The following is a 25247-nucleotide window of genomic DNA, read 5'->3' as shown; positions in this document are numbered from 1 at the left end:
CTGCCTTTTTTATTTTGTAAAGCATGCCGCGTCAAAGTGTGAATAAAAAGAGGTATGATAGAATAAGAGCAAATTCCGATACAGAAAGAAAGCAAGGGGAAGTACATGATTCAACTCATGATCATGATGCTGGAGAGAGTGGGGATCATCGTTATCCTAGGCTTTATGTTGGCCCATATGAAGGTGTTCCGTCAGCACCTCCAGCATCCGGAAGGGTATAAGGGAAAAGGGGTTCTCATCTTCATTTTTTCCCTGTTCAGCATCATCAGCAACTATACAGGCATTGAAATCCGGGAACATAAGATTTTGAACAATGATTGGATTTTTGCGATCGATCCATCAAGCTCGATTGCCAATACGAGAATTCTCGGTGTCGAAATCGGCGGTCTGATCGGAGGGCCGTTTGTCGGAGCGGGTGTCGGGCTATTGTCAGGCATTCACCGTTTTTCACTGGGAGGGACGACAGCTTTGAGCTGTGCGGTTTCTTCACTGCTGGCTGGCGTCATCGCCGGTTATATCGGCAGCTTTTTCAGGAAACGGCATCAGATGGTGACACCAAGGGTAGCCGCTCTGGCGGGTATTTGTATGGAGGGTCTGCAAATGCTGATGATTCTCGTACTTGCAAGACCGCAGGCTGAGGCTATTGCGCTCGTTCAGATGATCGGCATTCCGATGATGATTGTCAACGGGACGGGCAGCTTTATTTTTCTATCGATCATTCAGTCTATTATCCGCAAAGAGGAACAGGCGCGGGCCGTTCAGACCCATAAGGTGTTTTCGATAGCGGATCAGACGCTTCCTTTTTTCCGCCGGGGACTGAATGAGGATTCCTGCAAAAGCGCCGCTCTCATTATTCACCGGATGACGGGGACGGATGCCGTATCGATTACGGACAGAGAGAACATTCTCGCTCATGTCGGAGATGGAGCAGATCATCATATTCCTTCGAAAAATCTGATCACCGGTTTATCGAAAAAAGTCATTCAAACCGGAAAGGTCATGAAAGTGAAGTCGCGCGATGAAATCGAGTGTGCGCACCGTTCCTGTCCGCTGCAGGCGGCGATCGTACTGCCGCTCTTCTCCAACCGCGAAACAATCGGCACGCTGAAGCTGTACTTTAAGCATCCATCCGGTCTTAACCGTGTGACGGAAGAGCTCGCCGAAGGGCTTGCCATGCTTTTTTCCACTCAGCTAGAACTCGGTGAGGCTGAGCTGCAAAGCAAGCTTTTGAAAGATGCCGAAATCAAGGCGCTTCAAGCGCAGGTCAATCCGCACTTTTTATTTAATGCCATCCATACGATTTCTGCTCTGTGCAGGACAGATCCCGAAAAAACGCGGAAACTCCTCCTGCAGTTGAGCGTTTATTTTCGTTCCAATCTGCAGGGAGCCAGGCAGCTGATGATTCCGCTCTCAAAAGAGCTGAACCACCTGGAAGCCTATTTATCATTGGAGCAGGCCCGGTTCCCTGGCAAGTATCATATTGATTTTCATATCGAGGACGGTCTTGAAAGCATGGAAATTCCTCCATTTATATTGCAGCTGCTTGTTGAAAACGCGCTTCGCCATGCATTCCCGAGAAAACAAAAGGTATGCACGGTAAAAGTATGCGCTGTGAGAGAGCAGGACGGCGTTTTGATGAAGGTGTCAGACAACGGCAGGGGAATTGATCCCGAGCTGCTTGGACAGCTGGGACAGGCGCCCGCACCTTCAAAAGAAGGGAACGGGACGGCGCTTTACAATGTGAATCAGCGGCTTACCGGTTTGTTCGGGCACCAGGCTGCCCTCGAGCTTGCCAGCGAACCTGATAGAGGAACAGAGATATCCTTTAAGATTCCTTTTCAAACCGAAAGAGAGGGGAACAGAGATGCTCAAGGTATTAATCGTGGATGATGAAATGTTTGCGCGAGACGAGCTGAAATATTTATTAGAGCAGACCGAAGAAGTGGTTGCGGTCGATGAAGCTGAACATATCGAAGAAGCGTTTGACAAAATGGCGGATCACAAACCTGATATTCTTTTCTTGGACATCGATTTGTCTGGGGAGAACGGTTTTGACATTGCGAAGCGGCTGAAAAAAATGTCGGTGCCTCCGGCTGTCGTTTTTGCGACCGCTTATGATGAATATGCGCTGAAAGCATTTGAAGTGGATGCGGTCGATTATTTGACAAAGCCGTTTGATGAGGAGCGAATCAGACAGACGATCCAAAAATATAAAAGGATGCGTCCCGGCCATCAGGAGGGGCAGCAGCTTGCGGGCCGCCACAGGCTGGCTCTCAGCATTGACGAAGCGATCGTCATTCTCGATCCGGACGAAATCGTATACGCCGGGTTAGAAGACGGACACGTCACAGTGAAAACCTTTGATCAGGCATACACGGTTCACGATACATTAGTCGTTCTCGAACAAAAGCTTTCACAGACGGCGTTGATCAGGGTGCATAGAAGCTTTCTCGCAAATATGGATCATATTAAAGAAGTCAAACCCTGGTTCAATTCGACATACAACCTCCTGATGAAAGACGGCTCCACGATTCCTGTCAGCCGTACATACGCGAAAGAGCTGAAAAAACGGCTGCATATGGTGTGAAAAATGATCAGCGGCGGTGAAAGACTGAATTCGTCATTCACCGCCGTTTTTTAGCGCTGAAGCCCGGGCCGTCCCGCTTCTATGGAGAATGTGGCATAAGTTGAGACTGGGGCGCCGGGCCGTGTGATATAAGGAAGAACCTGAAAGTCGGCTTCAAGCTGCCGGGGCGTCAAGCGGCAGCGAACGTAGCCGCGCTGCGCATTGTACAGTTTGACATGCGGGTTTCCGAGCCAGATCGGCGCCAATGAATCGGTCTCGCTGCCGTCAGCGTCTGAAGATATCGAAGTTGTGATCAGCTCGGTTCCGATTGTCGCTGAGCCCGCATCGTCGAAGTTCTCCTTTAAGTCGGCAGCGGCATGTCTGTGAATATCTCCTGTCAGCACAACGGGGTTTTGGATGCCGTATGCCTTGTATGCGGAAAAAAGCCTGTCGCGGCAAGCGGGAAAACCGTCCCACTGGTCTGTGCTGTACTCAACTCCGGGGCCTGTATCGCGGTCGATTTGAGCCAGGACGACTTGCTGGACTAAAAAGTTCCACACCGTGTCAGACCGGCTCAAGCCGTTAAAAAGCCAGCGCTCCTGGTCAAATCCGAGTATGGAGCGTGACGGCTCAAGCCGTTCGGCCTCATTTGCCGGAAAATTATTGCGGTACTGCCGGGTGTCCAGAACATTGAATTCAGCCAGGTTTCCATAGCGGAACCGCCTGTACATCAGCATGTCAGGCCCATTTGGAATCGATGTGCTGCGGATCGGGATATTTTCGTAGAAAGCTTGGTACGCCGCTGCGCGCTGCCGGAGAAAATCGTCCGGAGATGTGTTGTATTGGGAATGGATGCCGGCATAATTGTTTTCGACCTCATGGTCATCCATCGTCACAACCCAGGGAGCCAGCGCATGAATGGCCTGGAGGTCCGGGTCTGTCTTAAAAAGAGAATATCTGAGTCTGTATTGGCTGAGCGTGACGGTTTTTGCGTTATGGGCAGCAGATAAAGTCACATCGCGGAAAAGATTTTTAGCATTAATGGCATATTCGTAAATATAGTCTCCGAGGAAAAAAACAACGTCCGGATGGTCTTCGGCCATATGCCGGTAAGCTGTAAAATATCCGTGGTACCAAGCTTGGCACGAGGCGAGAGCGAACGACATTCCCTTGATGTCGGCGTGCGGGGAAGGCGCTGTTTTTGTACGGCCTGTCCGGCTGATTTCCCGTCCCGCTTTAAACCGGTACCAATAATAGCTTCCCGGCTTTAAGCCGTTCACTTCAACATGAACGGAGTGGGCGAGCTCAGCGAGCGCTGAGACGGTCCCGCGCTTCACCACTTTGCGGAAATGTTCATCTTCGGCTACTTCCCACTGAACAGGGACGGCTCTGCCGGGCATTCCCCCTAAACCGTCTTCGGCAAGCGGATCGGGGGCAAGCCTCGTCCAAATGACAACCCCGTCGGGATGCGGGTCACCTGAAGCCACTCCAAGCTTGAATGGATAATCTGCAAATCGGGGCGCGCCGGCGGCGATCGAAGCGTCTTCAGGCATCAGGCCGCGTCTTGCTAAAGATGCGAATTCGCCAGCCGGAACAAAGCGCCCTCCTCTTGAATGGTTCATGAGTCAGAGCCTCCTCATCAATCGTTTTCTCATTAACCACTATACGATCTGTTTTGCTCCATTAGCACATTCTGGAATTTAAATAATTGTGAAGAATGTGCAAAGCCGGAAGAATAATTTGCATTTCAGCGTCCCGTTTCTGCAATTGAAGGGCGGTATCCGGCAAGTTATTTTGAAAACGCTTTTTTGGCCGGGGCCTTTTTATATAATGAACCCAACACAGCCAAAGAGGTGAACGAAATGAAGGGGAAAAAAGAATATGGCTTTTTAACTCAGGCATTTATTTTTGCTGTTATTATGTTTGTTTCAAACGGAATCGCCGCGATTCTGCCCATCCCGATTCCTCCGTCTGTCATCGGCTTGGTGATGTTGTTTGCATTGCTGTGTGCGAACGTGCTGAAGCTGGAACAAGTCGAATCGCTTGGCACGGCGCTCACTTCGCTGATCGGTTTTTTATTCGTTCCGTCGGGTATATCAGTGATGAACTCGCTCGGTGTCATGGAGAAATACGGGCTGCCGATCGTCCTCGTGATTTTCCTGGCCACCGTCATTCTGCTTGCAGCGACAGGCTTGTTTTCACAGTTCATCCTGTCTGCAAGCAAAAAGGACCGTCAGGACAACCGGGTTGAATCAGCCAAAAAAACAGCTTCTTGAATCAATAGGAGGTTATTAACGCTATGACACCTTATTTCGGTATCGTCGTTTCACTGGCCGCATTTGGCATCGGCACTTTTTTATTTAAAAAATCAAATGGTTTTTTCTTGTTCACGCCTCTGTTTGTCGCGATGATTCTTGGGATTGCATTTTTAAAAATCGGCGGTTTTTCATATGAGGACTACAAGAGCGGCGGAGACATCATTAAGTTCTTTTTGGAGCCCGCCACGATTGCGTTCGCCATTCCTTTATACAAACAGGTGGAAAGCTTGAAAAAATATTGGCTGCAAATCCTTGGCGCCATTATTGCGGGCTCTGTCTGCTCGGTTGCTGTCGTCTATCTGATCGCAAACGCGCTCCATCTTGACGGAGCCGTCATGAAAAGCATGCTGCCTCAGGCCGCCACGACCGCGATTGCGCTTCCTTTATCAAAAGGAATCGGCGGCATTCAAGATATCACGGCCTTCGCCGTCATCTTTAACGCAGTGATCGTCTATGCGCTTGGCGCGCTTTTTTTGAAGATCTTCAAAGTGCAGCATCCGATCGCCAAAGGGTTGGCGCTCGGAACATCAGGACATGCCCTCGGCGTCGCCGTCGGAATTGAAATGGGGGAAGTCGAAGCGGCAATGGCGAGTATTGCAGTTGTCGTCGTCGGCGTCGTGACCGTGTTTGTCGTTCCGTTATGTGTCCAAATGATCGGCGGATAGAGCCGGTGAAAGAAAAATAAAAAAATAGCCATTGCTATTTCAAATGTGTCCTGATATAATAGCAAATGTTGTGATAAATTTTATATCTTGACTTGCAGGATTTGTTTATGTAAGATGGATAATGAATTGAATATATATCAACAAGCAGAAGCACCCGCTTCTCACCTGATTGACACATTCTTGTAGTTGGCAGGTTAAACGTACATTTCTTATTTTTCTATGCAATGTTCGCAGTGTGGGTGTTTCGATGCCCGCACTTTTTGTTTGCCTGTGGAATGCAAAGAAACGGTCAAAATGAGTTGTGAAATCAATTCAAAGATTCTATGGAGGTGGCTCATTATTAGCAAAGATCAATTGGTTAATGAGGGTATCCGTGCGCGTGAAGTTCGTTTGATCGGACAAAATGGCGATCAGCTTGGGATCAAATCCCGCCAGGAAGCACTGGAAATTGCGGGTCGCGCAAATCTTGACCTTGTGTTGGTTGCAGCGAATGCAAAACCGCCTGTATGCCGGATCATGGACTACGGAAAGTACAGATTCGAGCAGCAGAAGAAGGAAAAGGAAGCACGCAAAAATCAAAAAATCATTAACTTAAAAGAAGTTCGGCTGAGCCCTGGTATTGAAGAACATGATTTCAATACAAAGCTTCGCAACGCCATCAAGTTCCTGGAAAAAGGGGACAAAGTGAAAGCGTCCATCCGCTTTAAAGGCCGTGCGATCACGCACAAAGAAATCGGACAGCGCGTGCTGGACCGTTTCTCAGAAGCCTGCGCGGAAGTGGCGAATGTTGAAACGAAGCCGAAAATGGACGGCCGCAGCATGTTCTTGGTGCTCGCGCCTAAAACTGAAAAGTAATTAAGGAGGAAACATCCATGCCAAAAATGAAAACTCACCGCGGATCTGCGAAACGTTTTAAAAAGACAGGTTCCGGGAAACTGAAACGTTCTCATGCATATACAAGTCACTTGTTCGCAAATAAATCTCAAAAACAAAAGCGCAAGCTTCGCAAAAGCGCAGTCGTAAGCGCTGGCGATTTCAAACGCATCAAGCAGCAGCTTGCCAACATTAAGTAATTCGGAAAAGGTATAATTAGGAGGGAAATCTAATGCCAAGAGTAAAAGGCGGAACTGTTACACGCAAACGTCGTAAAAAGGTTCTCAAATTAGCAAAAGGTTATTTTGGTTCAAAACATACATTATATAAAGTAGCTAACCAGCAGGTTATGAAATCAGGAAACTACGCTTTCCGTGACCGTCGTCAGAAAAAACGCGATTTCCGCAAACTGTGGATCACTCGTATCAATGCTGCAGCACGCATGAACGGTCTTTCTTACAGCCGTTTGATGCACGGTCTTAAGCTTTCCGGTATCGAAGTAAACCGCAAAATGCTTGCTGACCTTGCTGTAAACGATTTGAACGCATTCAATCAGCTTGCAGACGCTGCTAAAGCGCAATTGAATAAATAATTGAAAAAGGCCGGAACCCGGCCTTTTTCTTTTGTTGTTAGAAGTTACTCGCGCGGGATGTGAAACGGTTCGTGAGACCGGCCGCCGCAAGCCCCAACCGCGAAACAAGGAGAAATGAACAATATGACTCTCATATGGATTTACGCGATCCTCATAAACGGATACGGCTTTTTCTTAATGAAAGCAGACAAGCAAAAAGCGGTCACTGGGAAATGGAGGGTATCTGAGCGCCGCATCTGGCTCGTTGCGGCCGCTTTCGGATCCGCAGGCGTCTGGTTCGGGATGATGCGGTTCAGACATAAGACAAAACACCTTTCCTTCAGGCTTGGCATTCCTTTTTTGCTGGCCGTGCAAGCCGTTTTGACCTATTTTTATATGATGAATTAAAAAAGCAGATGAGGCTTATTGCTCTTCTGCTTTTTTGTTTCTCCACTTTTGAATGTTCGAATCCCAGTCGATTTTGCAATCGGGATAGTGGGCTTTAATGTTTTCTTCCAATTCTGCGAAGTCTTCTTCCGTGAAAGAGCTGAGCTTTTCTTCAGGCGCTTCCGTCCATACAAAAATCGTATGGATGAACAGCGGATGGTCTTTTGAAGGAATGTGTTTTTCTCCTTCGAAAAGCACGCCTTTAAATGTCAGCTTGAGATTTTTGCGTGCATTTTTCTGTTCGTCCAAAAAATAAAAGTGTTTTTTGGCCTGTGCTGATTTCAGCCTTCTGTCCGGACTTCCCAAAAATTGAACGGCCCTGTACACGACGTAAACCAAAAGCGCCAGCAAAGCCAGTCTCAATATGATGACAATCATGTTAAAACAGAACCTCCCTTGAACGTAATTTTGAGTATATCCCAATATATACGAACCAGTTCCCGCAAGGTTTCATTTTTTAACCAAAAAAGCTGTACAGAATATTGGTCGTATTGAAAAGGGATGTTTCTGTATAATAGTAAATGAGGGTTAATTAAGGAGGCTGTATAGAGATGGCAAAGCTTGATGAAACATTGACGATGCTAAAGGAATTAACAGATGCAAAAGGAATTCCTGCAAATGAAAAAGAGCCCAGACAAGTCATGAAATCGTACATAGAACCGTTTGCCGACGAGGTTACGACAGACAGACTGGGAAGCTTAATCGCTAAAAAGACCGGACAGGCTGACGGACCGAAGATTATGATTGCCGGCCATCTTGATGAGGTCGGTTTTATGGTTACGCGGATCGATGACAGGGGTTATCTCCGCTTTCAGACGGTTGGAGGCTGGTGGAGCCAGGTCATGCTGGCGCAGCGTGTGACGGTCGTGACGAAGAAAGGCGACATCACCGGTATCATCGGTTCAAAACCTCCTCATGTCCTGTCTCAGGAGGCAAGAAAAAAATCGGTGGATATTAAAGATATGTTTATCGATATCGGAGCGTCGAACAGAGAGGAAGCGATGGAGTGGGGCGTTCTTCCGGGAGACCAGGTCGTTCCTTACTTTGAATTTACGGTGATGAATAATGAAAAAATGCTGCTTGCCAAAGCATGGGACAACCGTATCGGCTGCGCGATCGCGATCGATGTGCTGAAAAACCTGAAAGGAGCGGATCACCCGAATGTCGTCTACGGCGTCGGAACCGTACAGGAAGAAGTCGGACTGAGAGGCGCGAAAACCGCCGCGCATACGATCAAGCCTGATATTGCTTTCGGTGTTGACGTGGGAATCGCGGGTGATACGCCGGGTATTACGGAAAAAGAGTCGACAAGCAAAATGGGAAAAGGCCCGCAGATCATCCTTTATGACGCTTCAATGGTGTCTCATAAAGGGCTTCGCGACTTTGTCACGAATGTTGCAGATGAAGCCGGCATTCCGTATCAATTTGACGCCCTCTCAGGTGGAGGAACAGATTCGGGCTCGATCCACCTTACCGCGAACGGAGTGCCTGCTCTGTCGATCACGATCGCGACAAGGTATATCCATACGCACGCAGCCATGCTTCACCGGGATGACTATGAACATGCGGTAAAATTAATTACCGAAGTGATTAAGCGATTGGATAAAGAGACGGTTCAAAATATTACGTTTGACTGATGAAAGATGTGGCTGACAGGCTTATTTTATAAGCTGTCAGCTTTTTTTGTAATGTCAAAGACAGCGTTTACATATATAAACATTGTTCGAAAAATTGACAAAGAAAGGGAGGCATTGTTTTTTCATTTACAAAAACAGGAGTGTGATTTGAATGAAAAATGTGTTGCGGAGAATGTCTTTGACAGGATTGATGTTCGGACTGCTGCTGGCTTTTTTGATGCCTGAATCAGGCAAGGCTGCGTTTTGGGACATAAAGGGGGACAATTTCATCCATGACCCTTCCATCATTAAAGAGGGAAATACGTGGTATACATTTGGAACCGGGCTCGGTACAGGGCTGCGTGTCATTAAGTCAACCGACGGCAGAAACTGGAGTGCTGCCCCGAGTATTTTTCCAGCTCCATTGTCCTGGTGGAAGATGTACGTACCAAATCATGAACCGCATCAGTGGGCGCCGGATATCAGCTACTATAACGGCCGGTATTGGCTGTATTACTCTGTATCGTCTTTCGGTTCAAACACATCAGCGATAGGACTCGCATCGACAGACCGGATTTCATCCGGCCAATGGCGGGATGACGGGCTGGTCATCAGATCGACATCCGGTGATCAGTTTAATGCCATTGACCCTGATTTGGTTATTGACAATAACGGGAATCCATGGCTCTCATTCGGTTCCTTTTGGACCGGCATCAAGCTGACAAGGCTTGATAAAAACACGATGAAGCCGACGGGAAGCCTGTATTCGATCGCCTCAAGGCCGAATAACGGCGGAGCGGTTGAAGCGCCGAACATTACCTACAAAGACGGCTACTATTACTTATTTGTCTCGTTTGACAGCTGCTGTAAAGGGGTGAACAGCACATATAAAATAGCGTACGGCCGTTCAACGAGCATTACGGGACCCTATTATGATAAAAGCGGCAAAAATATGATGAACGGCGGAGGGACGATCCTGGATTCCGGCAATGACCGCTGGAAAGGGCCGGGACATCAGGATGTTCTGAACAACTCGATCCTTGTCAGACACGCTTATGACGCGTTGGACAATGGTGTATCGAAGCTGCTCATCAACGACTTGTACTGGGATTCCCAAGGGTGGCCGACTTATTAACAGATGACGGGCGATTTTTCCGCCCGGTTTTTTTGTTCTGAAATCTGTCAAAAAAAATAAAAAACACACTGGAAATTAAATTGACAGTTTTTTTCAAAATGATATAATGAAGTTGTTCGTACAAATATGTTTTTGAGTTTAGTTGTACGTACATATAGTCGCGATAAGTTTGAGAATAAGGTATATTCATGTTTTTTTGTAAGCGTTTTAATAGTTTGCTAATCTTTACACAGAAACCTTAAAGAAGAGGAGGAAGCTATTTGATTCAAACAAAGACGCATGTATTTTGGTTTGTGACAGGCAGCCAGCATTTATATGGAGAAAAGGCCGTACAAGAGGTGGAAGAGCATTCCAAAATAATCTGCAACGGATTAAATGACGGACATTTAAGGTTTCAAGTCAAGTACAAAGCGGTGGCCACTTCGCTGGACGGCGTCAGAAAACTGTTTGAAGAGGCGAACCGGGACGAGGAGTGCGCGGGTATCATTACCTGGATGCATACGTTTTCACCGGCGAAAATGTGGATTCCGGGCCTGTCTGAGCTGAATAAGCCGCTGCTCCATTTTCATACCCAATTTAACCGGGACATTCCGTGGGATAGAATCGACATGGATTTCATGAATATTAATCAGTCTGCACACGGCGACCGCGAATACGGCTTTATCGGAGCGAGATTGGGCATTCCGCGAAAAGTAATAGCCGGGTATTGGGAAGACAGAGACGTCAAACACTCGATCGACAAATGGATGAGCGCAGCGGTCGCATATATTGAGAGCCGTCATATCAAAGTCGCCCGATTTGGGGACAACATGCGCAATGTGGCGGTAACAGAAGGAGATAAGATTGAAGCGCAGATTCAGCTTGGCTGGTCTGTCGACGGATATGGAATCGGCGACCTCGTCACAGAGATCAATACTGTATCAGAACAAAGTCTGAACGAGCTCATCTCCGAATATGAGGAGCTTTATGAGTGGCCGGAAGGCGAAGAGGCAAGGGAATCCGTCAAAGAGCAGGCGCGGATCGAGCTTGGATTAAAGCGCTTTCTTTCGAATGGGGGCTATACGGCCTTTACGACAACCTTTGAAGACCTCCACGGTATGAAGCAGCTTCCAGGTTTGGCCGTTCAGCGCCTGATGGCCGAAGGCTACGGTTTCGGAGGAGAAGGAGATTGGAAAACGGCTGCGCTCGTCAGGATGATGAAAGTGATGGCCGGCGGAAAAGAAACGTCATTTATGGAGGATTACACGTACCATTTTGAACCGGGCAATGAAATGATTCTCGGCTCCCACATGCTTGAAGTGTGCCCGTCGATTGCCGATCACAAACCGAGAATTGAAGTCCATCCGCTGTCAATGGGTGCAAAGGACGATCCGGCGCGGCTCGTGTTCGACGGAATTGCAGGCCCTGCGGTCAATGTCTCTCTCATCGATTTGGGCGGCCGTTTCAGGCTTGTCATCAATGAAGTGGAAGCTGAGAAGGTTCCGCATGATATGCCGAATCTTCCGGTGGCGCGCGTACTTTGGAAGCCGCAGCCGTCTTTGAGAACATCGGCTGAAGCGTGGATTTTGGCTGGCGGTGCGCACCATACATGCCTTTCGTATCAGCTGACAGCCGAGCAGATGCTCGATTGGGCCGAAATGTCAGGCATTGAAGCGGTGTTGATCAATCGCGATACGACGATTTTAAATCTTCGCAATGAACTTAAATGGAGTGAAGCTGCATATCGGCTTCGCAAATTTTAAGGGGGTGAAGGCTTATCCCTTACACAATCGGAGTTGACTTTGGAACATTGTCAGGACGCGCTGTTCTCGTCGATGTCCGGACAGGTGAGGAAATCGCGACAGCTGTCAAAGAGTACACACACGGGGTGATAGACCGGGAGCTTCCCGTCTCAAAGCGAAAACTTCCGCGGGACTGGGCGCTCCAGCATCCGGCTGATTACATTGAAGTGCTGGAGGAAACAATTCCGAGCCTTTTAAAGCAGTCGAAAGCGGATCCGAAAGAAATCATCGGCATCGGAATCGATTTCACGGCTTGCACGATTTTGCCCGTTGACGAGAACGGCACTCCTCTTTGCATGAGGGAAGAGTATGCGTCAGAACCGCACAGCTATGTCAAGCTTTGGAAGCACCATGCTGCACAGGAGCAGGCGAATCGCTTGAATCAAATCGCGGAAGAAAGAAATGAACCTTTTCTTCAAACATACGGCGGGAAAATTTCTTCCGAGTGGCTCGTTCCAAAAGTGATGCAAATCGCGGAAGAAGCGCCTGTTATTTATGATGCTGCAGCCGAGATTATGGAAGCGGCCGACTGGATCGTCTATATGCTGTGCGGAACTAGAAAGCGCAACAATTGTACAGCGGGTTATAAAGCGATTTGGAACAATAAAAGCGGCTATCCTTCTGATGATTTCTTCGCAAGCCTGCATCCGAAGCTGAAAAATATCGTTCGCGAAAAATTAACAGAGGATATTTATTCTGTAGGTGAAAAAGCGGGCGGACTGACTGAAGAAATGGCCGGGAAGACAGGGCTTCTGGCTGGTACGGCGGTCGCTGTCGCAAATGTTGATGCGCATGTGTCAGTTCCGGCGGTCGGCATCACAGAGCCGGGCAAGATGCTGATGATCATGGGAACGTCTACCTGCCATATGCTGCTCGGTGAAGATGTCAGAATGGTGCCGGGAATGTGCGGTGTTGTTGAAAACGGGATTCTCCCGGGCTATGTCGGCTATGAAGCAGGCCAATCGTGCGTCGGCGACCATTTTCATTGGCTGATTCAACACTTTGTACCAGAAGCGTATATGAAAGAAGCTAAAGCCGAAGGGATTTCCATTTTCGAACTGCTGTCTCAAAAAGCTGACCGTCTCCAAATCGGCGAAAGCGGTTTGCTTGCATTGGATTGGTGGAACGGAAACCGTTCAACACTCGTTGATGCCGATCTGACAGGCATGCTGCTCGGTATGACGCTTGCCACTAAGCCTGAAGAGATATACCGTGCATTGGTTGAAGCGACTGCTTACGGGACGAGGATCATTATTGAAACGTTCAGACAAAGCGGCGTGCCGATCGAGGAGCTGTATGCCGCAGGAGGAATCGCCGAAAAAAATCCGTTTATCATGCAGATTTACGCAGATGTCACCAACATGGAAATCAAAATATCCGGATCTCCGCAGGCGCCGGCTTTAGGTTCCGCGATATTCGGAGCGCTCGCGGCCGGAAGCGTGAACGGCGGTTATGACCATATCGAAGAAGCAGTCGCACATATGGGCAAGATCAGGGATCAAACGTACAAACCAATTCCTGAAAACGTTGCCTTATACGATCGGCTTTATGCGGAATACAAGGAGCTTTACACGTACTTCGGAAAGCAAAACAACGTGATGAAACGCCTTAAAAAATTGAAAAACATCCAGTCCATTAGTTCTGACACCGGTAAAGCGATGGCTTAAAGGGAGGAGAAAACTGTGCTGGAATCTTTGAAAGAACAAGTATTAAAAGCGAATTTGCAACTTGAAAAATACCGGCTTGTCACCTTTACATGGGGAAATGTCAGCGGTATTGACCGGGAGAATGAGCTGGTCGTCATCAAACCGAGCGGTGTCAAATACAGCGATTTGAAAGCCAAAGATTTAGTGGTTCTGAATATGGACGGCGAGATTGTAGAAGGGGATCTGAAGCCGTCTTCCGATACGCCGACACACCTCTATCTTTACCGGCAGTTTCAGTCGATCGGCGGGATCGTCCATACGCATTCTCCGTGGGCGACAAGCTGGGCGCAGTCAGGGAAGGATATTCCGTCACTCGGAACGACTCATGCCGACTACTACCACGGTGACATTCCGTGTACAAGAGAAATGAATCCTGAGGAGATCAGAGGTCAATACGAGTTGAATACAGGAAAAGTGATTGCCGAGACGTTCCGGCATCTGGACCCCCTGGCGATGCCCGGCGTTCTCGTGAACAATCACGGGCCGTTTTGCTGGGGGAAAGACGCCTTGGCGGCCGTACACAATGCTGTCGTCTTGGAAGAAGTCGCGAAGATGGCGTACCGCTCCCTGATGCTGAATCCGTCTCTTGAGCCGATTAAGAGCGCTTTGCAGGATAAGCACTATTTTCGCAAGCACGGGGCAGACGCGTATTACGGCCAATAGAGGAGGGAAGCTGTCAATGAAAGATTTGATCTCTTATGTGAAAGACACTTTGGGTGCGTGCGAATGCGGAGCCGTTCATCATCCGCTTACAGTCGAAAAAATCGCGATCGGCGGCAAGGCTGTTGAGCAAGAATTGCCCGCTTTCGTGAAATCGGCTTCCTATAAAAAAGCCGCTGTCATTTATGATGAAACGACCGGACGGATAGCCGGTAAGCGGATTGCGCCTCTTCTTGAAGAAACGGCTGAAACGGTTCAGGTTCTGCTGGAAGCTAATGAAGCGGGCGATGTGACGGCGGATGAGCAAACATTGGTGAGTGCATTGATCGGTGTACCGATTGATGCGGATGTACTAATTGCGGCCGGAGCGGGCACGATTCACGACATCGTCAGGTTTTGCGCCTATCAGCGCGGCATCCCGTTTATTTCAGTTCCTACGGCTCCGTCGGTTGACGGTTTTACTTCAGCCGGCGCACCGCTGATTTTAAAAGGAAAGAAACAGACGGTTCAAACGACAGCGCCGATCGCGCTTTTTGCCGATTTGGAGCTCTTGTGTCAAGCGCCGCAGAACATGATAGCCGCAGGTTTTGGCGATATGCTCGGCAAGGAGACGTCGCTTGCGGATTGGGAAATTTCCCGCCTGCTTGCCGATGAGCCGTATTGCCCGGCCGCCAGCCGGCTCACGAGGGAAGCGCTTGATCAATGCCTTGACCGAAAAGATGACATCGCTGCCAAGACGCGTGATGGGATTAAGAAATTGATGGAATCACTGATCCTTTCTGGTCTTGTCATGCTGGTTCTCGACCATTCAAGGCCGGCTTCCGGCGGCGAGCATCATCTTTCCCACTACCTTGAAATGAAAGCGTTGGAGAACAATAAGCGGCAAGTGCTCCACGGTGCTAAAGTCGGCTGCAGCGCCATCATGCTGACTGACATTTACCGATCTCTTATCGGTACAAGCCTGGGTGATCAACACGCTGAGCAAGCGATTCGCTCCGTTTATGAAAAGCTTCCTGACGGTAAGAAAATGGCAGAGTGGATGAGGCGTATCGGCGGGCCTGTATCTTTCAAAGAACTCGATGTTGAAGAAGAGCTGGTGAAAGAAGCGCTTGCATACGCCCATCAGCTCAGAGACCGGTATACAGGACTGAAAATCATCAATCAATACGGCCTTTTGCCGGGGCTTTTAGGCAAAGGACCAGGCGTGAAAGGGGTTAAAATGTGAAAAGGTTCCTTTCATCTATCTTTATGGTCACGGTCGCTGCATGTCTGCTTTTATCGGGGTGCAAGGCAAGTTCAGCCTCTGATCAAGCGGACGGCACCGAACTGACATTTTGGACATTCAACGGCCTTCATGAACAGTTTTATGCTGAGATGGTGAAAGAATGGAACAAAAAGTATCCCGAGCAAAAAATCAAATTAAATACAGTGGTGTATCCGTATGGACAGATGCATGACAATTTATCAATCTCGCTTTTAGCCGGGAAAGGGGTTCCAGATATTGCCGATGTTGAGCTGGGGCGCTATTCGAACTTTTTGAAGGGCTCTGACATTCCTCTTACAGATTTAACGCCGCTTGTGGAGGGCGAACGCGACAAGTTTGTTGAAGCGAGGCTGACGCTCTACAGCAAAAACGGCAAGCTTTACGGACTTGACACACATGTCGGAACAACCGTGATGTATTACAACATGGAAATGATGAATAAAGCAGGCGTTGATCCTGACGACATCAAAACGTGGGAAGATTACAGGGAAGCGGGCAAAAAGGTCGTCAAAGCTCTCGGAAAGCCGATGACAACGATTGAAACGACCGATCCGAATTCATTTCTGCCGCTGGTTTCCCAGCAGGGATCCGGTTACTTTGATGAGCAGGGGCGTTTGACATTAAACAATGAGACAAACGTAAAAACGCTCGAATTTTTAAAGACTTTAATTGAGAAAGACAAAATTGCCGTCACAACGCCCGGAGGTAATCATCACAGTGAAGAATACTACGGGTTTATGAACCAAGGCGGCGCGGCGTCTGTCTTAATGCCGATCTGGTATATGGGCCGTTTTTTGGATTATATGCCTGACTTGAAAGGGAAAATCGCGATCAGACCGTTGCCGGCATGGGAAGAAGGGGGAGACCGTTCAGCGGGAATGGGCGGAACGGCCACCGTGATTCCAAAACAGGCGAAAGAGGTCGATCTGGCCAAGGATTTCTTGAAATTTGCCAAAGCATCGAAAGAAGGCAACATCAAGCTGTGGACCGTGCTCGGATTCGATCCGCTCAGATGGGATGTGTGGGACTCGGACGAATTGAAAAAACCAAATCAATATACAGAATACTTTCAAAACGGACAACACATCTTTTCCGTGCTTCTTGACATAAAGGATGAGATCAATCCGCTTTACCTTACTGAGGATTATGCGAAGACTTCCGATCTCGTCAACAGAAACGTCCTGTACGAAGCGCTCAAAACGAAGAGCAAAACACCGAAAGAAGCATTGGACAAAGCAGCAGCTGAAGTGAAAGGGCAATAGTCTTTCATTACTGTAAAGCGAGGCGATAACTTGAAGACTGTTAAAACAGATACAGTGCATTCGTTTCCGCCGGTGAGCAGAAAAAGAAAGATCAGACGATTATTATATTCAGCAAAAGCCGCACCCTACATTTTCACAGCACCTTTTGTACTCTCCTTCTGCATATTTTTTCTTTATCCGCTTATCAGCGTCGTCATCATGAGCTTTCAAAGCATTCTCCCCGGGGAAGTCCGCTTCATCGGGACGGAGAACTATCAAGCATTAAACAATCCTACATTTTATACCGCACTATTCAACACCGTAAAATACACCTTTTGGACATTGCTGATTTTAATACCTGTTCCTCTTATTCTGGCAGTCTTTTTAGATTCTAAACTCGTAAAGTTTAAAAACGTGTTCAAATCGGCTTTATTCATCCCGGCTCTGACGTCAACCATTGTGGCGGGGATTATTTTCAGGCTGATTTTTGGAGAAATGGATACATCGCTGGCGAATTCGATATTGGCTAAGTTTGGAGCTTCGCCGTACAACTGGCTGAACAACGAACATACCGGCATGTTTTTAATGGTGATGCTCGCATCCTGGAGATGGATGGGAATCAATGTCCTGTACTTTTTGGCGGGCTTGCAGAACGTTCCGAAAGAATTATATGAAGCTGCCGAAATCGACGGCGCAGGCACGTTCAAGAAGTTTTACCATATTACGCTTCCGTTTTTAAAGCCCGTCAGCGTCTACGTGCTGACGATCAGCATCATCGGCGGCTTCCGGATGTTTGAAGAAAGCTATGTGTTGTGGCAAAACAACTCTCCGGGCAACATCGGCCTGACGATGGTCGGATACATTTATCAGCAGGGGCTTGCCTACAACAACATGGGCTACGGCTCGGCGCTCGGCATCGTGCTCTTGATCATCATTTTCATCTGCAGCCTCATTTCATTAAAGCTGTCTGGATCTTTTAAAAAGGAGGGCTATTAATGCGTCCTGCCAGAGGCCTCAACATTGCGAAAGTTGCTCTGTTTCTGCTGTTTGCGATACTAAGCTTTTTGTTTGTGTTTCCGCTTTTCTGCCTTGTGCTCGGCTCGCTCAAACCATCTTCGGAATTGTTGCGCTTCGGCTTGAATTTAAAGCTGAGCCCTGAAATCCTGAGCCTTGACAATTACACATACTTGTTTAACGGAGGAAGCATTTATTTTCAATGGTTTTCGAACAGCTTGATTCTCGTGGTGATATCCACCGTGCTGACGCTCTTGTTTTCTTCAATGGTTGGATACGGGCTTGCCGTCTACGACTTTAAAGGAAAAAATCTCTTGTTTGTAGCTGTGCTCCTGATCATGATGGTGCCGATCGAAATTCTCATGCTGCCTTTATTTAAAATGACGGTTTCTCTTCATATTGTCGACACATACGCCGGTGTGATTCTGCCGTTTATCGTCTCGCCTGTCGCCGTGTTTTTCTTTAGACAGTATGCGCTCGGCCTGCCGAGAGATTTGCTTGATTCCGCGAGAATGGACGGCTGCACAGAGTTCGGCATTTACTTCAGGATTATGGCGCCCTTGATGAAGCCGGCATTTGGAGCGATGATCATTCTTCAATCCTTAAACAGCTGGAACAACTTCTTATGGCCGCTGATCGTTTTGCGATCGAAAGAAATGTTTACGCTCCCCATCGGACTGTCCGCTTTGCTCAGTCCGTACGGGAACAATTATGACATGTTGATTTCGGGTTCTGTGCTGGCGATTCTGCCCGTGATTCTCATTTTCCTGTTCTTCCAGAAGTACTTTATATCAGGTTTGACGGCGGGCGGAATTAAAGGCTGATCCACTATATATCATCTTGAAAGGAATGATTTAACATGACTGCACACAAAGCGAAGATGACGATTGACAAGGAATATAAGGTGGCAGAGGTTGATAAGCGAATTTACGGATCCTTTATCGAGCATCTCGGCAGAGCCGTTTACGAAGGCATTTATGAGCCCGATCATCCTGAAGCTGACGAATCTGGCTTTCGAAAGGACGTTATTAAATTGGTCAGTGAACTGAAGGTTCCGTTTATCAGGTATCCGGGCGGAAATTTTGTCTCAGGTTATAACTGGGAGGACGGGGTCGGTCCTGTCGAACAGCGGCCGACAAGACTTGATTTGGCGTGGGCGACAACCGAGCCGAACTTAATCGGTACGAACGAATTTATGGATTGGGCAAAGCTTGTCGGGGCAGAGGTGAATATGGCCGTCAACCTCGGAACGAGAGGAATTGATGCCGCACGCAACCTGGTAGAATATTGCAACCATCCGTCAGGATCGTACTACAGCGACTTGAGAAAATCCCACGGATATAAGGAACCGCATAAAATTAAAACATGGTGCCTCGGCAATGAAATGGACGGTCCATGGCAAATCGGCCATAAAACTGCAGCCGAATACGGAAGACTTGCCGCTGAAGCCGCGAAGGTGATGAAATGGACGGACCCGTCGATCGAGCTCGTCGCCTGCGGAAGTTCGGGAAGCGGAATGCCGACATTCATCGACTGGGAAACGACCGTGCTTGACCATACGTACGAACACGTCGAGTACATCTCGCTTCACTCGTATTACGGCAACCGTGACAATGACCTTCCAAACTATTTGGCGAGATCGCTGGACATGGATCACTTTATCAAAACGGTCATCTCAGTCTGCGACTATATGAAAGCGAAAAAGAAAAGCAAGAAAACGATTCACCTTTCATATGATGAGTGGAATGTCTGGTATCACTCGAATGAAAAAGACAAAGAAGCTGAACGCTGGGCGAAAGCGCCGCACCTTCTTGAAGACATCTACAACTTTGAGGATGCGCTTCTCGTCGGCTGTATGCTGATTACGATGCTCAAGCATGCCGACCGCGTGAAAATCGCCTGTCTGGCTCAGCTTGTCAATGTCATCGCGCCGATTATGACAGACAAAGGGGGAGAAGCGTGGCGTCAGACCATTTTCTATCCGTTTATGCACGCTTCCGTCTACGGCAGAGGAACGGTATTGCAGACGGCGGTATCGTCTCCGAAGTATGATGCGAAAGACTTTACGGATGTGCCGTACCTGGAGTCTGTGTCTGTTTTCAATGAAGAAGCCGAAGAATTAACCGTTTTTGCCGTCAACCGCGCAACTGACGCCGGCCTTGAAATGGAAGCCGATATGAGAAGCTTTGAAGGGTACAGTGTCTCTGAGCACATCGTTCTGGAACACGAAGATCATAAAGCGACGAATGAAAAAGACCGCAACAACGTCATTCCGCACAGCGGCGGAGACGCCAAAGTATGTGACGGCAGGCTGACGGCTCACCTTCCGAAACTTTCCTGGAATGTGATCAGAATGAAAAAAAGATGATCTAAAAAATCCGGCCGCTGTGCCGGTTTTTTTAGGTGTGAAAAGGTGTGCGCATTTATGTCGGAGAATACTATAAAACAGGAGGGGGGGGATATGATGAAGTCGTTTTTTTCGGCTGCATATTGCTTTTTGATGTACGCATTTATAGCATACCTTTGGCTTCTGTTTATCACGGCGGTCCTTGATCGGACCAGGTTTCTCAATCACTCATTTTTAGAGGCGGGCGTCATCTTGATCGGCACCATATTGTTTTTTTCGCTGTCTCACCATCTCTCAGCTTCACTTGTCAAAACAAACATCAATCGAATCGGAGGGATCGCCGCTTTCTGTCTAGTCATGGCCGTTCATTTTTTTATTGTTCCGTTATGCTGACAGAAAAAAGGCGGATATCCGATGATACCCGCCAATTACGCCTTAAAAAAGGCAGCAGATGAAGCATGTGTCTATTTTATTCTTATTATTCCTATTAGTCAACTGGGTTTTGGGTGGTTTTGAAAATTATTCCTTTGTTTTAAGGACATGTTGATAAAGATCTGCTGCACTCTCTATTGGAATGTGGCTGATCGAAAACTTCATATTTTCTTTTCCTGAGGCAACGGCCAGCTTAATTGATGCTAAGTTTTTTCTCTCTTGCATAAATGTTTGGCTCAATGATGCCCATTGAATGCGTCCGCGTTTCATAATTGCCGTTTTCCGGGATAAAATTCCGTATTGCAAAGTTAAAAACCGGCTGCTTTGATTCCAGCCAATCATCCGATACCCTATCCACCCCAGGCTGAATAATCCGAGCGGCAGAACTGCAGCTAGATTGTGATAGTCGGAAGGTACAAACAGCCATATCGGTATGGCAAAAAGACAGCCGGCTATAAATGGCATAACCATATAGTGAATTTTCGCTCCCTTTGTGAGCGTGTGCAGATGGCCTCCTTTGCGGTAACCGGTAAACGGTTCAAGCATGGATTCGGCCTTTTCTTTTTTAACAAAAGGAAGTAGGGTGACGGTTTTACTGCTTTGCTCATTTGAACGATTGCGAATCACAACAGCTTTGATTGCTGCATACCCCAAGAATCGGTGAATCGGACGCTCAATGATGAGAACGGCCTGTATCCGGTCTTGTCCGATCGTTCGTTTTTTCTTTTCAAACAGACCCTGCTCAATCTCAATTTCTCCTTTGCTATTTTTCCTTAATGTGAATTGAAAATCACTTGCAAATGTGAGTAATAGCGAAAGCGCGAATGATAGAATAGCCATCAAGACCACCGTGATCATGATCCAGTTGGGGCCGAACCAGCCGGATAAGGAGGTGAACAAAGTGTCCCTGTCTCCTTCTTTCGATATATCCATATATTTTAGCAATCCCAGTAATAACAGCGTAAACACAATCCCGACTTTAGGCGATAGCAGGCTGTGTAAAATGAGGTTACTTTTAGATAATTGAAACATGGAGTCTTCAGCATGTTCGCTCGGCCTGTCTTTTGCTTCTGTTTTTAAAGCCGTCCGAATGCGCTGTTCTTCTTCTTTTGAAATGCAGCTGAGTGTGATGCCGGATTCTTCTCCTCCGGCAAGTTCAATTGTCAAAGTCCGGGTGGAAAATAAATGATCATATACACGAATCGCAGAATCAATTGATTGTATACGATCCGGCTGCACCCATCTTTTCTTGACGACAAGCAAACCGGATTCAACATATATCGCTTTCTCATGTATTTGGTAGGTAAATGACCGCCATTTTAATACACCAATCACGAAAAACGACATGATAAGGCATGAGCCTAAAGTGATATTGATGAGGAAAGCGGGAATGTCACCGCCCAGTTTATGAATACATAATACGAGTAGTGGGAATAACCAAATAAAGGAAAAGGATTCTTTGATCGCTGTAGCGATAAAGTAAAGGACGGAAACCGGATGGAGACGATGTTTGATCAATGTGTCAGACTTGTTCATCGCTTAACCTCGCATAGGCTTCAATTTCTTTGCGGATCGAATCGGCTGTTCCTTCGGCCAATCCCAGAATGTCGTGGCTGCCGGCTGCCGTTGATAAAGTCACTGTATATAAATTGTACTTTTTTAAAATAGGACCTTGTTTTGCTTCGACATGCTGGACTTTCCCCATAGGAATTAATACTTTTCGTCTGAAAATGATCCCTTTATGGATTTGAATACTTACTTCACTTAGGCGGTATCGCCACAAGTGATATTTCCACTTCGGCAAAAGATAAAGTTCAAACGGTACCGAGGCAACAGCTAAACATAATGTGACAGCCAATATCCATTTTGGCCAGCCGAATGTGATAGTAAAGTATAGCAATGCCAGAATCATGGATGCATACACACATAAAGTGATCACACCTTCAAGCTTCCGTACGGCAACAATTTTCCCGTCCAATTTTTTAAATTCACCAGTGTTCACGATAGCCCCCCTATTTAGTTATTTTTCTTGTTGCATAATCGAACGTATCGACAATTTCTGATATCATGTCTTCCTTATCTGATATATCTTGATTTGCGATTTTGGTCCCAAGAGAATCGATGACGCTTCGGACGGTTCTGGCCATAATGTGCGGGGAAAACTGCCTGAAACTCCCTTCTGTTTCCTGTCCCCACTTAAAAATTTCAACTAATGGCTCATATATTGATTCATCTTCATTCTGGTAAAACAGCTCACCGGTTTCTGTTCGTAGGTTGGATACCACCTCAATGATTGCGGTCACGTGAGCCCGGTGTTCATACATGAATCTGAGATTTGATTCAATGTATGCGCGCAGTGTCGCCGGCGCACTGTCTGAACCATCCATGAATTTTTCCATATAAGGTGCTGCAAGTCCGTAGCAATACTCAACAACAGCCTTCATAAGCTGCATTTTATTTGGAAAATGATACGTAACGACTCCTTTGCTGATTCCCCCCTTTTTCGCGATATTGCCGATCGAGGCATTCGCATAGCCTTCTTCCACAAGCACTTGAATAGCGTCTTCAATAATTTGCAGTCGTCTTTTTTGTGATTTCGTATTCATGACTCAATTTTAGTACGATCGTGCTAAAGTGTCAATAAGAATATGAAATCAAACTGAGAGGTCCGGGTGCTCGTCTATAACAAAAGGAAGCTGTCATAAAAAGCGAAGATGGAGGCCGTGTCTTTTTTCGAAAAAAGATGATTGCGCTTACAAAAAATATGAGATATGTTAAAAAAGAAACAAAGGGGGGAGGAATTGGATGAATGCAATAACAATTGTGATCGCTTCCATCTGTATTTTGGCGATCGCCTATCGTTTGTACGGAACATTTATGATGGTGAAAGTGTTGAAGGTTGATGATGACAAGCCGACTCCTGCCCATCTCCAGAAAGACGGCAAAGATTATGTGCCGACGAACAAATGGGTGTCTTTCGGCCACCACTTTGCGGCCATCGCAGCCGCGGGGCCGCTTGTCGGGCCGATCTTGGCGGCGCAGTTCGGCTACTTGCCGGGGCTGTTGTGGCTCTTGATCGGAGCGGTGATCGGGGGAGCCGTGCATGATATTGTCGTTTTATTTGCGTCCATGCGGAGGAAGGGAAAGTCGCTTTCAGAAGTGGCGAAAGAAGAGCTCGGGCCTGTTGCGGGATTTTGCACGGGGCTTGCGATGCTGTTTATTATTACGATCACGATGGCGGGGCTGTCGATGGTTGTGCTTCATGCGCTTGAACGCAATCCGTGGGGGACGTTCGCCGTTGCGATTACAATTCCGATCGCAATGGGGGTCGGTTTATTTTATAAAAAGACAGGTAACTTAAAATTAGCGTCAACCGGCGGATTTATTTTACTGATGGCCGGTGTCTTCATCGGACCGTCCATCGCGGAAACGCCGCTTGGAGACGCCTTGACGCTTGATACGAAAACGCTTGCTGTCGCACTTCCTGTCTATGCATTTTTTGCAGCTGCGCTCCCTGTATGGCTGCTGCTCGCGCCGCGCGATTATTTGAGCAGCTTCATGAAGATCGGGGTGTTTATCGCTTTGATTGCCGGGGTGTTCGTCGTCAATCCGGCGATTCCGTTTCCGGCGTTTACCGAGTTTACGGGCGGAGGGGGACCTGTATCGCCTGGTCCGGTTTGGCCGTTTATTTCAATTACGATCGCCTGCGGTGCGATTTCCGGCTTCCATGCGTTTGTCGGTTCAGGCACGACGCCGAAAATGCTTGATAAGTGGAGCGATATGAAATTCGTCGGCTTTGGGGCGATGCTCGTTGAGTGTCTTGTCGGCATCATGGCGCTGATCGCGGCAACGGCATTGCAGCCGGGCGATTATTTTGCCATCAACAGTTCGCCTGAAGTCTTTCGGACGCTTGGCATGAATGTCGTCCACCTGCCTGAACTCAGCCGCGAAATCGGTCTCGATCTTGAAGGAAGAACAGGCGGAGCTGTTACCCTTGCCGTCGGCATGGCTTATATTTTTACGGATATTCCGTTTTTCAGCCATTTGGCCTCTTACTTTTTTCAATTTGTCATCATGTTTGAAGCCGTCTTTATTTTAACGGCGATTGATGCCGGTACAAGGGTGGCGCGTTATTTGATTCAAGACTTTTTCGGAGAAGTGTACAAACCGCTGAAAAAAACGGACTGGCTTCCGGGTTCGGTCGCAGCGAGCGCCGTTGCCTGTTTCATGTGGGGGTATTTGCTGTATTCAGGCGACATCAGCTCGATTTGGGCGCTGTTTGGCGTATCCAACCAGCTGATGGCATCCGTCGGTTTAATTATCGGCGCGACGGTCATTTTAAAAATAGCGGACAAACGGCGTTATATGCTGACATGTCTCATTCCGCTCGCTTATTTGTACGTAACGGTCAACTATGCGGGATACTGGATGATCAAAAACGTTTATTTTAATGCGGAAGCTGCCGGTTTCAGCGTTTTAAACGGCATTTTATCAATTATTATGCTGCTGCTGGGGCTGGTGATCATGGCGGCTGCCATTAAAAAGTGGACGGAGATTTGGCGCGATCCGGCATTGCGGATGGAGCCTTCTATTCCAGGATGAAAATAAACC

The 25247-nt window shown here is 47.6% G+C and carries 25 protein-coding genes and 1 other annotated feature; of the genes, 20 read left to right on the top strand and 5 right to left on the bottom strand.

From position 1 onward, the window contains the following. The first annotated feature begins 105 nt into the window (after positions 1-105). Together M1D67_RS15905 and M1D67_RS15900 are read left to right on the top strand one after the other, a co-directional pair. Positions 106-1890: a sensor histidine kinase gene (locus tag M1D67_RS15905; RefSeq protein ID WP_026579091.1), complete on the top strand. Its 1785-nt coding sequence runs from the start codon at positions 106-108 to the stop codon at positions 1888-1890. Beyond that, the gene (locus M1D67_RS15900; RefSeq protein WP_101561175.1) at positions 1865-2587 is read left to right on the top strand and encodes a LytR/AlgR family response regulator transcription factor; all 723 of its coding nucleotides are present in this window, start codon (positions 1865-1867) and stop codon (positions 2585-2587) included. Before M1D67_RS15905 ends, M1D67_RS15900 begins: the two co-directional genes overlap by 26 nt. A gap of 50 nt (positions 2588-2637) precedes the next feature. Here the strand turns inward: M1D67_RS15900 and M1D67_RS15895 are convergent, their stop codons facing one another. Next, a complete protein-coding gene (locus M1D67_RS15895; RefSeq protein WP_026579093.1) occupies positions 2638-4188 on the bottom strand; it encodes an alkaline phosphatase D family protein in 1551 nt (516 codons plus the stop codon). A gap of 240 nt (positions 4189-4428) precedes the next feature. On the opposite strand from M1D67_RS15895, the gene lrgA reads away from it, so the two are divergent. The 6 genes from lrgA to M1D67_RS15865 all read left to right on the top strand — a co-directional run bounded on the left by lrgA (position 4429) and on the right by M1D67_RS15865 (position 7401). Continuing rightward, a complete protein-coding gene (gene lrgA, locus M1D67_RS15890) occupies positions 4429-4842 on the top strand; it encodes an antiholin-like murein hydrolase modulator LrgA (protein WP_075212767.1) in 414 nt (137 codons plus the stop codon). 23 nt (positions 4843-4865) lie between these two features. Further along, complete coding sequence (lrgB, locus tag M1D67_RS15885) at positions 4866-5549, top strand: antiholin-like protein LrgB (protein WP_075212766.1); 684 nt, start codon at positions 4866-4868, stop codon at positions 5547-5549. A 136-nt stretch (positions 5550-5685) separates the two neighbouring features. Beyond that, positions 5686-5818, top strand: a sequence feature (ribosomal protein L20 leader region). Between the two features lie 67 nt (positions 5819-5885). After that, a complete protein-coding gene (gene infC / locus M1D67_RS15880; RefSeq protein ID WP_145654358.1) occupies positions 5886-6404 on the top strand; it encodes a translation initiation factor IF-3 in 519 nt (172 codons plus the stop codon). 17 nt (positions 6405-6421) lie between these two features. Then, on the top strand, positions 6422-6622 hold the full coding sequence (gene rpmI / locus M1D67_RS15875) for a 50S ribosomal protein L35 (RefSeq protein ID WP_003184267.1): 201 nt from the start codon (positions 6422-6424) through the stop codon (positions 6620-6622). Positions 6623-6654: 32 nt separating this feature from the next. Then, positions 6655-7014: a 50S ribosomal protein L20 gene (rplT, locus tag M1D67_RS15870; RefSeq protein ID WP_003184266.1), complete on the top strand. Its 360-nt coding sequence runs from the start codon at positions 6655-6657 to the stop codon at positions 7012-7014. 123 nt (positions 7015-7137) lie between these two features. Then, entirely contained in the window at positions 7138-7401 is a 264-nt protein-coding gene (locus M1D67_RS15865; RefSeq protein WP_020452529.1) for a DUF1294 domain-containing protein, read from the top strand. 15 nt (positions 7402-7416) lie between these two features. Here the strand turns inward: M1D67_RS15865 and M1D67_RS15860 are convergent, their stop codons facing one another. Next, complete coding sequence (locus M1D67_RS15860) at positions 7417-7818, bottom strand: hypothetical protein (RefSeq protein WP_023855473.1); 402 nt, start codon at positions 7816-7818, stop codon at positions 7417-7419. Between the two features lie 173 nt (positions 7819-7991). On the opposite strand from M1D67_RS15860, the gene M1D67_RS15855 reads away from it, so the two are divergent. The 11 genes from M1D67_RS15855 (at position 7992) to M1D67_RS15805 (ending at position 20597) form a co-directional block, all read left to right on the top strand. Further along, positions 7992-9077 (top strand): M42 family metallopeptidase, encoded by a 1086-nt coding sequence (locus M1D67_RS15855; RefSeq protein WP_020452527.1) that lies wholly within the window; start codon positions 7992-7994, stop codon positions 9075-9077. A 151-nt stretch (positions 9078-9228) separates the two neighbouring features. After that, positions 9229-10191, top strand: coding sequence for an arabinan endo-1,5-alpha-L-arabinosidase AbnA (gene abnA / locus M1D67_RS15850; protein ID WP_479831385.1), 963 nt, complete (start codon positions 9229-9231; stop codon positions 10189-10191). A 260-nt stretch (positions 10192-10451) separates the two neighbouring features. Then, positions 10452-11933 carry an L-arabinose isomerase gene (araA, locus tag M1D67_RS15845; RefSeq protein WP_101561174.1) on the top strand — a complete coding sequence of 494 codons (1482 nt, stop codon included), beginning with the start codon at positions 10452-10454 and terminating at the stop codon, positions 11931-11933. Between the two features lie 14 nt (positions 11934-11947). After that, positions 11948-13639 carry a ribulokinase gene (gene araB, locus M1D67_RS15840; RefSeq protein ID WP_268489470.1) on the top strand — a complete coding sequence of 564 codons (1692 nt, stop codon included), beginning with the start codon at positions 11948-11950 and terminating at the stop codon, positions 13637-13639. Between the two features lie 15 nt (positions 13640-13654). Further along, the gene (araD, locus tag M1D67_RS15835; RefSeq protein WP_479831384.1) at positions 13655-14341 is read left to right on the top strand and encodes an L-ribulose-5-phosphate 4-epimerase; all 687 of its coding nucleotides are present in this window, start codon (positions 13655-13657) and stop codon (positions 14339-14341) included. Between the two features lie 16 nt (positions 14342-14357). Continuing rightward, positions 14358-15563 (top strand): sn-glycerol-1-phosphate dehydrogenase, encoded by a 1206-nt coding sequence (locus M1D67_RS15830; protein ID WP_105980085.1) that lies wholly within the window; start codon positions 14358-14360, stop codon positions 15561-15563. 23 nt (positions 15564-15586) lie between these two features. Next, positions 15587-16864 (top strand): arabinooligosaccharides ABC transporter substrate-binding protein AraN, encoded by a 1278-nt coding sequence (gene araN / locus M1D67_RS15825; protein WP_479831851.1) that lies wholly within the window; start codon positions 15587-15589, stop codon positions 16862-16864. Positions 16865-16894: 30 nt separating this feature from the next. Further along, positions 16895-17839 (top strand): arabinooligosaccharides ABC transporter permease AraP, encoded by a 945-nt coding sequence (gene araP / locus M1D67_RS15820; RefSeq protein WP_020452520.1) that lies wholly within the window; start codon positions 16895-16897, stop codon positions 17837-17839. After that, positions 17839-18681: a carbohydrate ABC transporter permease gene (locus M1D67_RS15815; RefSeq protein WP_020452519.1), complete on the top strand. Its 843-nt coding sequence runs from the start codon at positions 17839-17841 to the stop codon at positions 18679-18681. The genes araP and M1D67_RS15815 overlap by 1 nt, the downstream gene beginning before the upstream one ends. 35 nt (positions 18682-18716) lie before the next feature. Continuing rightward, positions 18717-20225 carry an arabinosylfuranosidase ArfA gene (arfA, locus tag M1D67_RS15810; protein WP_023855465.1) on the top strand — a complete coding sequence of 503 codons (1509 nt, stop codon included), beginning with the start codon at positions 18717-18719 and terminating at the stop codon, positions 20223-20225. A 93-nt stretch (positions 20226-20318) separates the two neighbouring features. Then, positions 20319-20597 (top strand): hypothetical protein, encoded by a 279-nt coding sequence (locus M1D67_RS15805; protein ID WP_020452517.1) that lies wholly within the window; start codon positions 20319-20321, stop codon positions 20595-20597. Positions 20598-20723: 126 nt separating this feature from the next. Here M1D67_RS15805 and M1D67_RS15800 read toward each other — a convergent pair whose 3' ends face one another. The 3 genes from M1D67_RS15800 to M1D67_RS15790 are packed head-to-tail and all read right to left on the bottom strand — an operon-like array spanning position 20724 to position 23242. Then, positions 20724-22172, bottom strand: coding sequence for a PH domain-containing protein (locus M1D67_RS15800; RefSeq protein ID WP_479831383.1), 1449 nt, complete (start codon positions 22170-22172; stop codon positions 20724-20726). Further along, entirely contained in the window at positions 22159-22638 is a 480-nt protein-coding gene (locus tag M1D67_RS15795; RefSeq protein WP_020452515.1) for a PH domain-containing protein, read from the bottom strand. Before M1D67_RS15795 ends, M1D67_RS15800 begins: the two co-directional genes overlap by 14 nt. 10 nt (positions 22639-22648) lie before the next feature. Further along, on the bottom strand, positions 22649-23242 hold the full coding sequence (locus tag M1D67_RS15790) for a TetR/AcrR family transcriptional regulator (protein WP_479831382.1): 594 nt from the start codon (positions 23240-23242) through the stop codon (positions 22649-22651). Between the two features lie 199 nt (positions 23243-23441). Between M1D67_RS15790 and cstA the strand changes: the two genes are divergently transcribed. Further along, a complete protein-coding gene (gene cstA, locus M1D67_RS15785; RefSeq protein ID WP_020452513.1) occupies positions 23442-25238 on the top strand; it encodes a carbon starvation protein CstA in 1797 nt (598 codons plus the stop codon). Positions 25239-25247 lie beyond the last annotated feature (9 nt).

The organism is Bacillus sp. PK6-025 (assembly GCF_056530265.1).
This window is presented reverse-complemented; position numbering and strand designations above follow the sequence as displayed.

Bases quoted from the DNA above. Each gene is read 5' to 3' on its own strand.
- M1D67_RS15905 (WP_026579091.1), top strand. From the start codon at position 106: ATGATTCAACTCATGATCATGATGCTGGAGAGAGTGGGGATCATCGTT.
- M1D67_RS15900 (WP_101561175.1), top strand. From the start codon at position 1,865: ATGCTCAAGGTATTAATCGTGGATGATGAAATGTTTGCGCGAGACGAG.
- M1D67_RS15895 (WP_026579093.1), bottom strand. From the start codon at position 4,188: ATGAACCATTCAAGAGGAGGGCGCTTTGTTCCGGCTGGCGAATTCGCA.
- lrgA (WP_075212767.1), top strand. From the start codon at position 4,429: ATGAAGGGGAAAAAAGAATATGGCTTTTTAACTCAGGCATTTATTTTT.
- lrgB (WP_075212766.1), top strand. From the start codon at position 4,866: ATGACACCTTATTTCGGTATCGTCGTTTCACTGGCCGCATTTGGCATC.
- rpmI (WP_003184267.1), top strand. From the start codon at position 6,422: ATGCCAAAAATGAAAACTCACCGCGGATCTGCGAAACGTTTTAAAAAG.
- rplT (WP_003184266.1), top strand. From the start codon at position 6,655: ATGCCAAGAGTAAAAGGCGGAACTGTTACACGCAAACGTCGTAAAAAG.
- M1D67_RS15865 (WP_020452529.1), top strand. From the start codon at position 7,138: ATGACTCTCATATGGATTTACGCGATCCTCATAAACGGATACGGCTTT.
- M1D67_RS15860 (WP_023855473.1), bottom strand. From the start codon at position 7,818: ATGATTGTCATCATATTGAGACTGGCTTTGCTGGCGCTTTTGGTTTAC.
- M1D67_RS15855 (WP_020452527.1), top strand. From the start codon at position 7,992: ATGGCAAAGCTTGATGAAACATTGACGATGCTAAAGGAATTAACAGAT.
- abnA (WP_479831385.1), top strand. From the start codon at position 9,229: ATGAAAAATGTGTTGCGGAGAATGTCTTTGACAGGATTGATGTTCGGA.
- M1D67_RS15830 (WP_105980085.1), top strand. From the start codon at position 14,358: ATGAAAGATTTGATCTCTTATGTGAAAGACACTTTGGGTGCGTGCGAA.
- araN (WP_479831851.1), top strand. From the start codon at position 15,587: ATGGTCACGGTCGCTGCATGTCTGCTTTTATCGGGGTGCAAGGCAAGT.
- M1D67_RS15815 (WP_020452519.1), top strand. From the start codon at position 17,839: ATGCGTCCTGCCAGAGGCCTCAACATTGCGAAAGTTGCTCTGTTTCTG.
- arfA (WP_023855465.1), top strand. From the start codon at position 18,717: ATGACTGCACACAAAGCGAAGATGACGATTGACAAGGAATATAAGGTG.
- M1D67_RS15805 (WP_020452517.1), top strand. From the start codon at position 20,319: ATGATGAAGTCGTTTTTTTCGGCTGCATATTGCTTTTTGATGTACGCA.
- M1D67_RS15800 (WP_479831383.1), bottom strand. From the start codon at position 22,172: ATGAACAAGTCTGACACATTGATCAAACATCGTCTCCATCCGGTTTCC.
- M1D67_RS15790 (WP_479831382.1), bottom strand. From the start codon at position 23,242: ATGAATACGAAATCACAAAAAAGACGACTGCAAATTATTGAAGACGCT.
- cstA (WP_020452513.1), top strand. From the start codon at position 23,442: ATGAATGCAATAACAATTGTGATCGCTTCCATCTGTATTTTGGCGATC.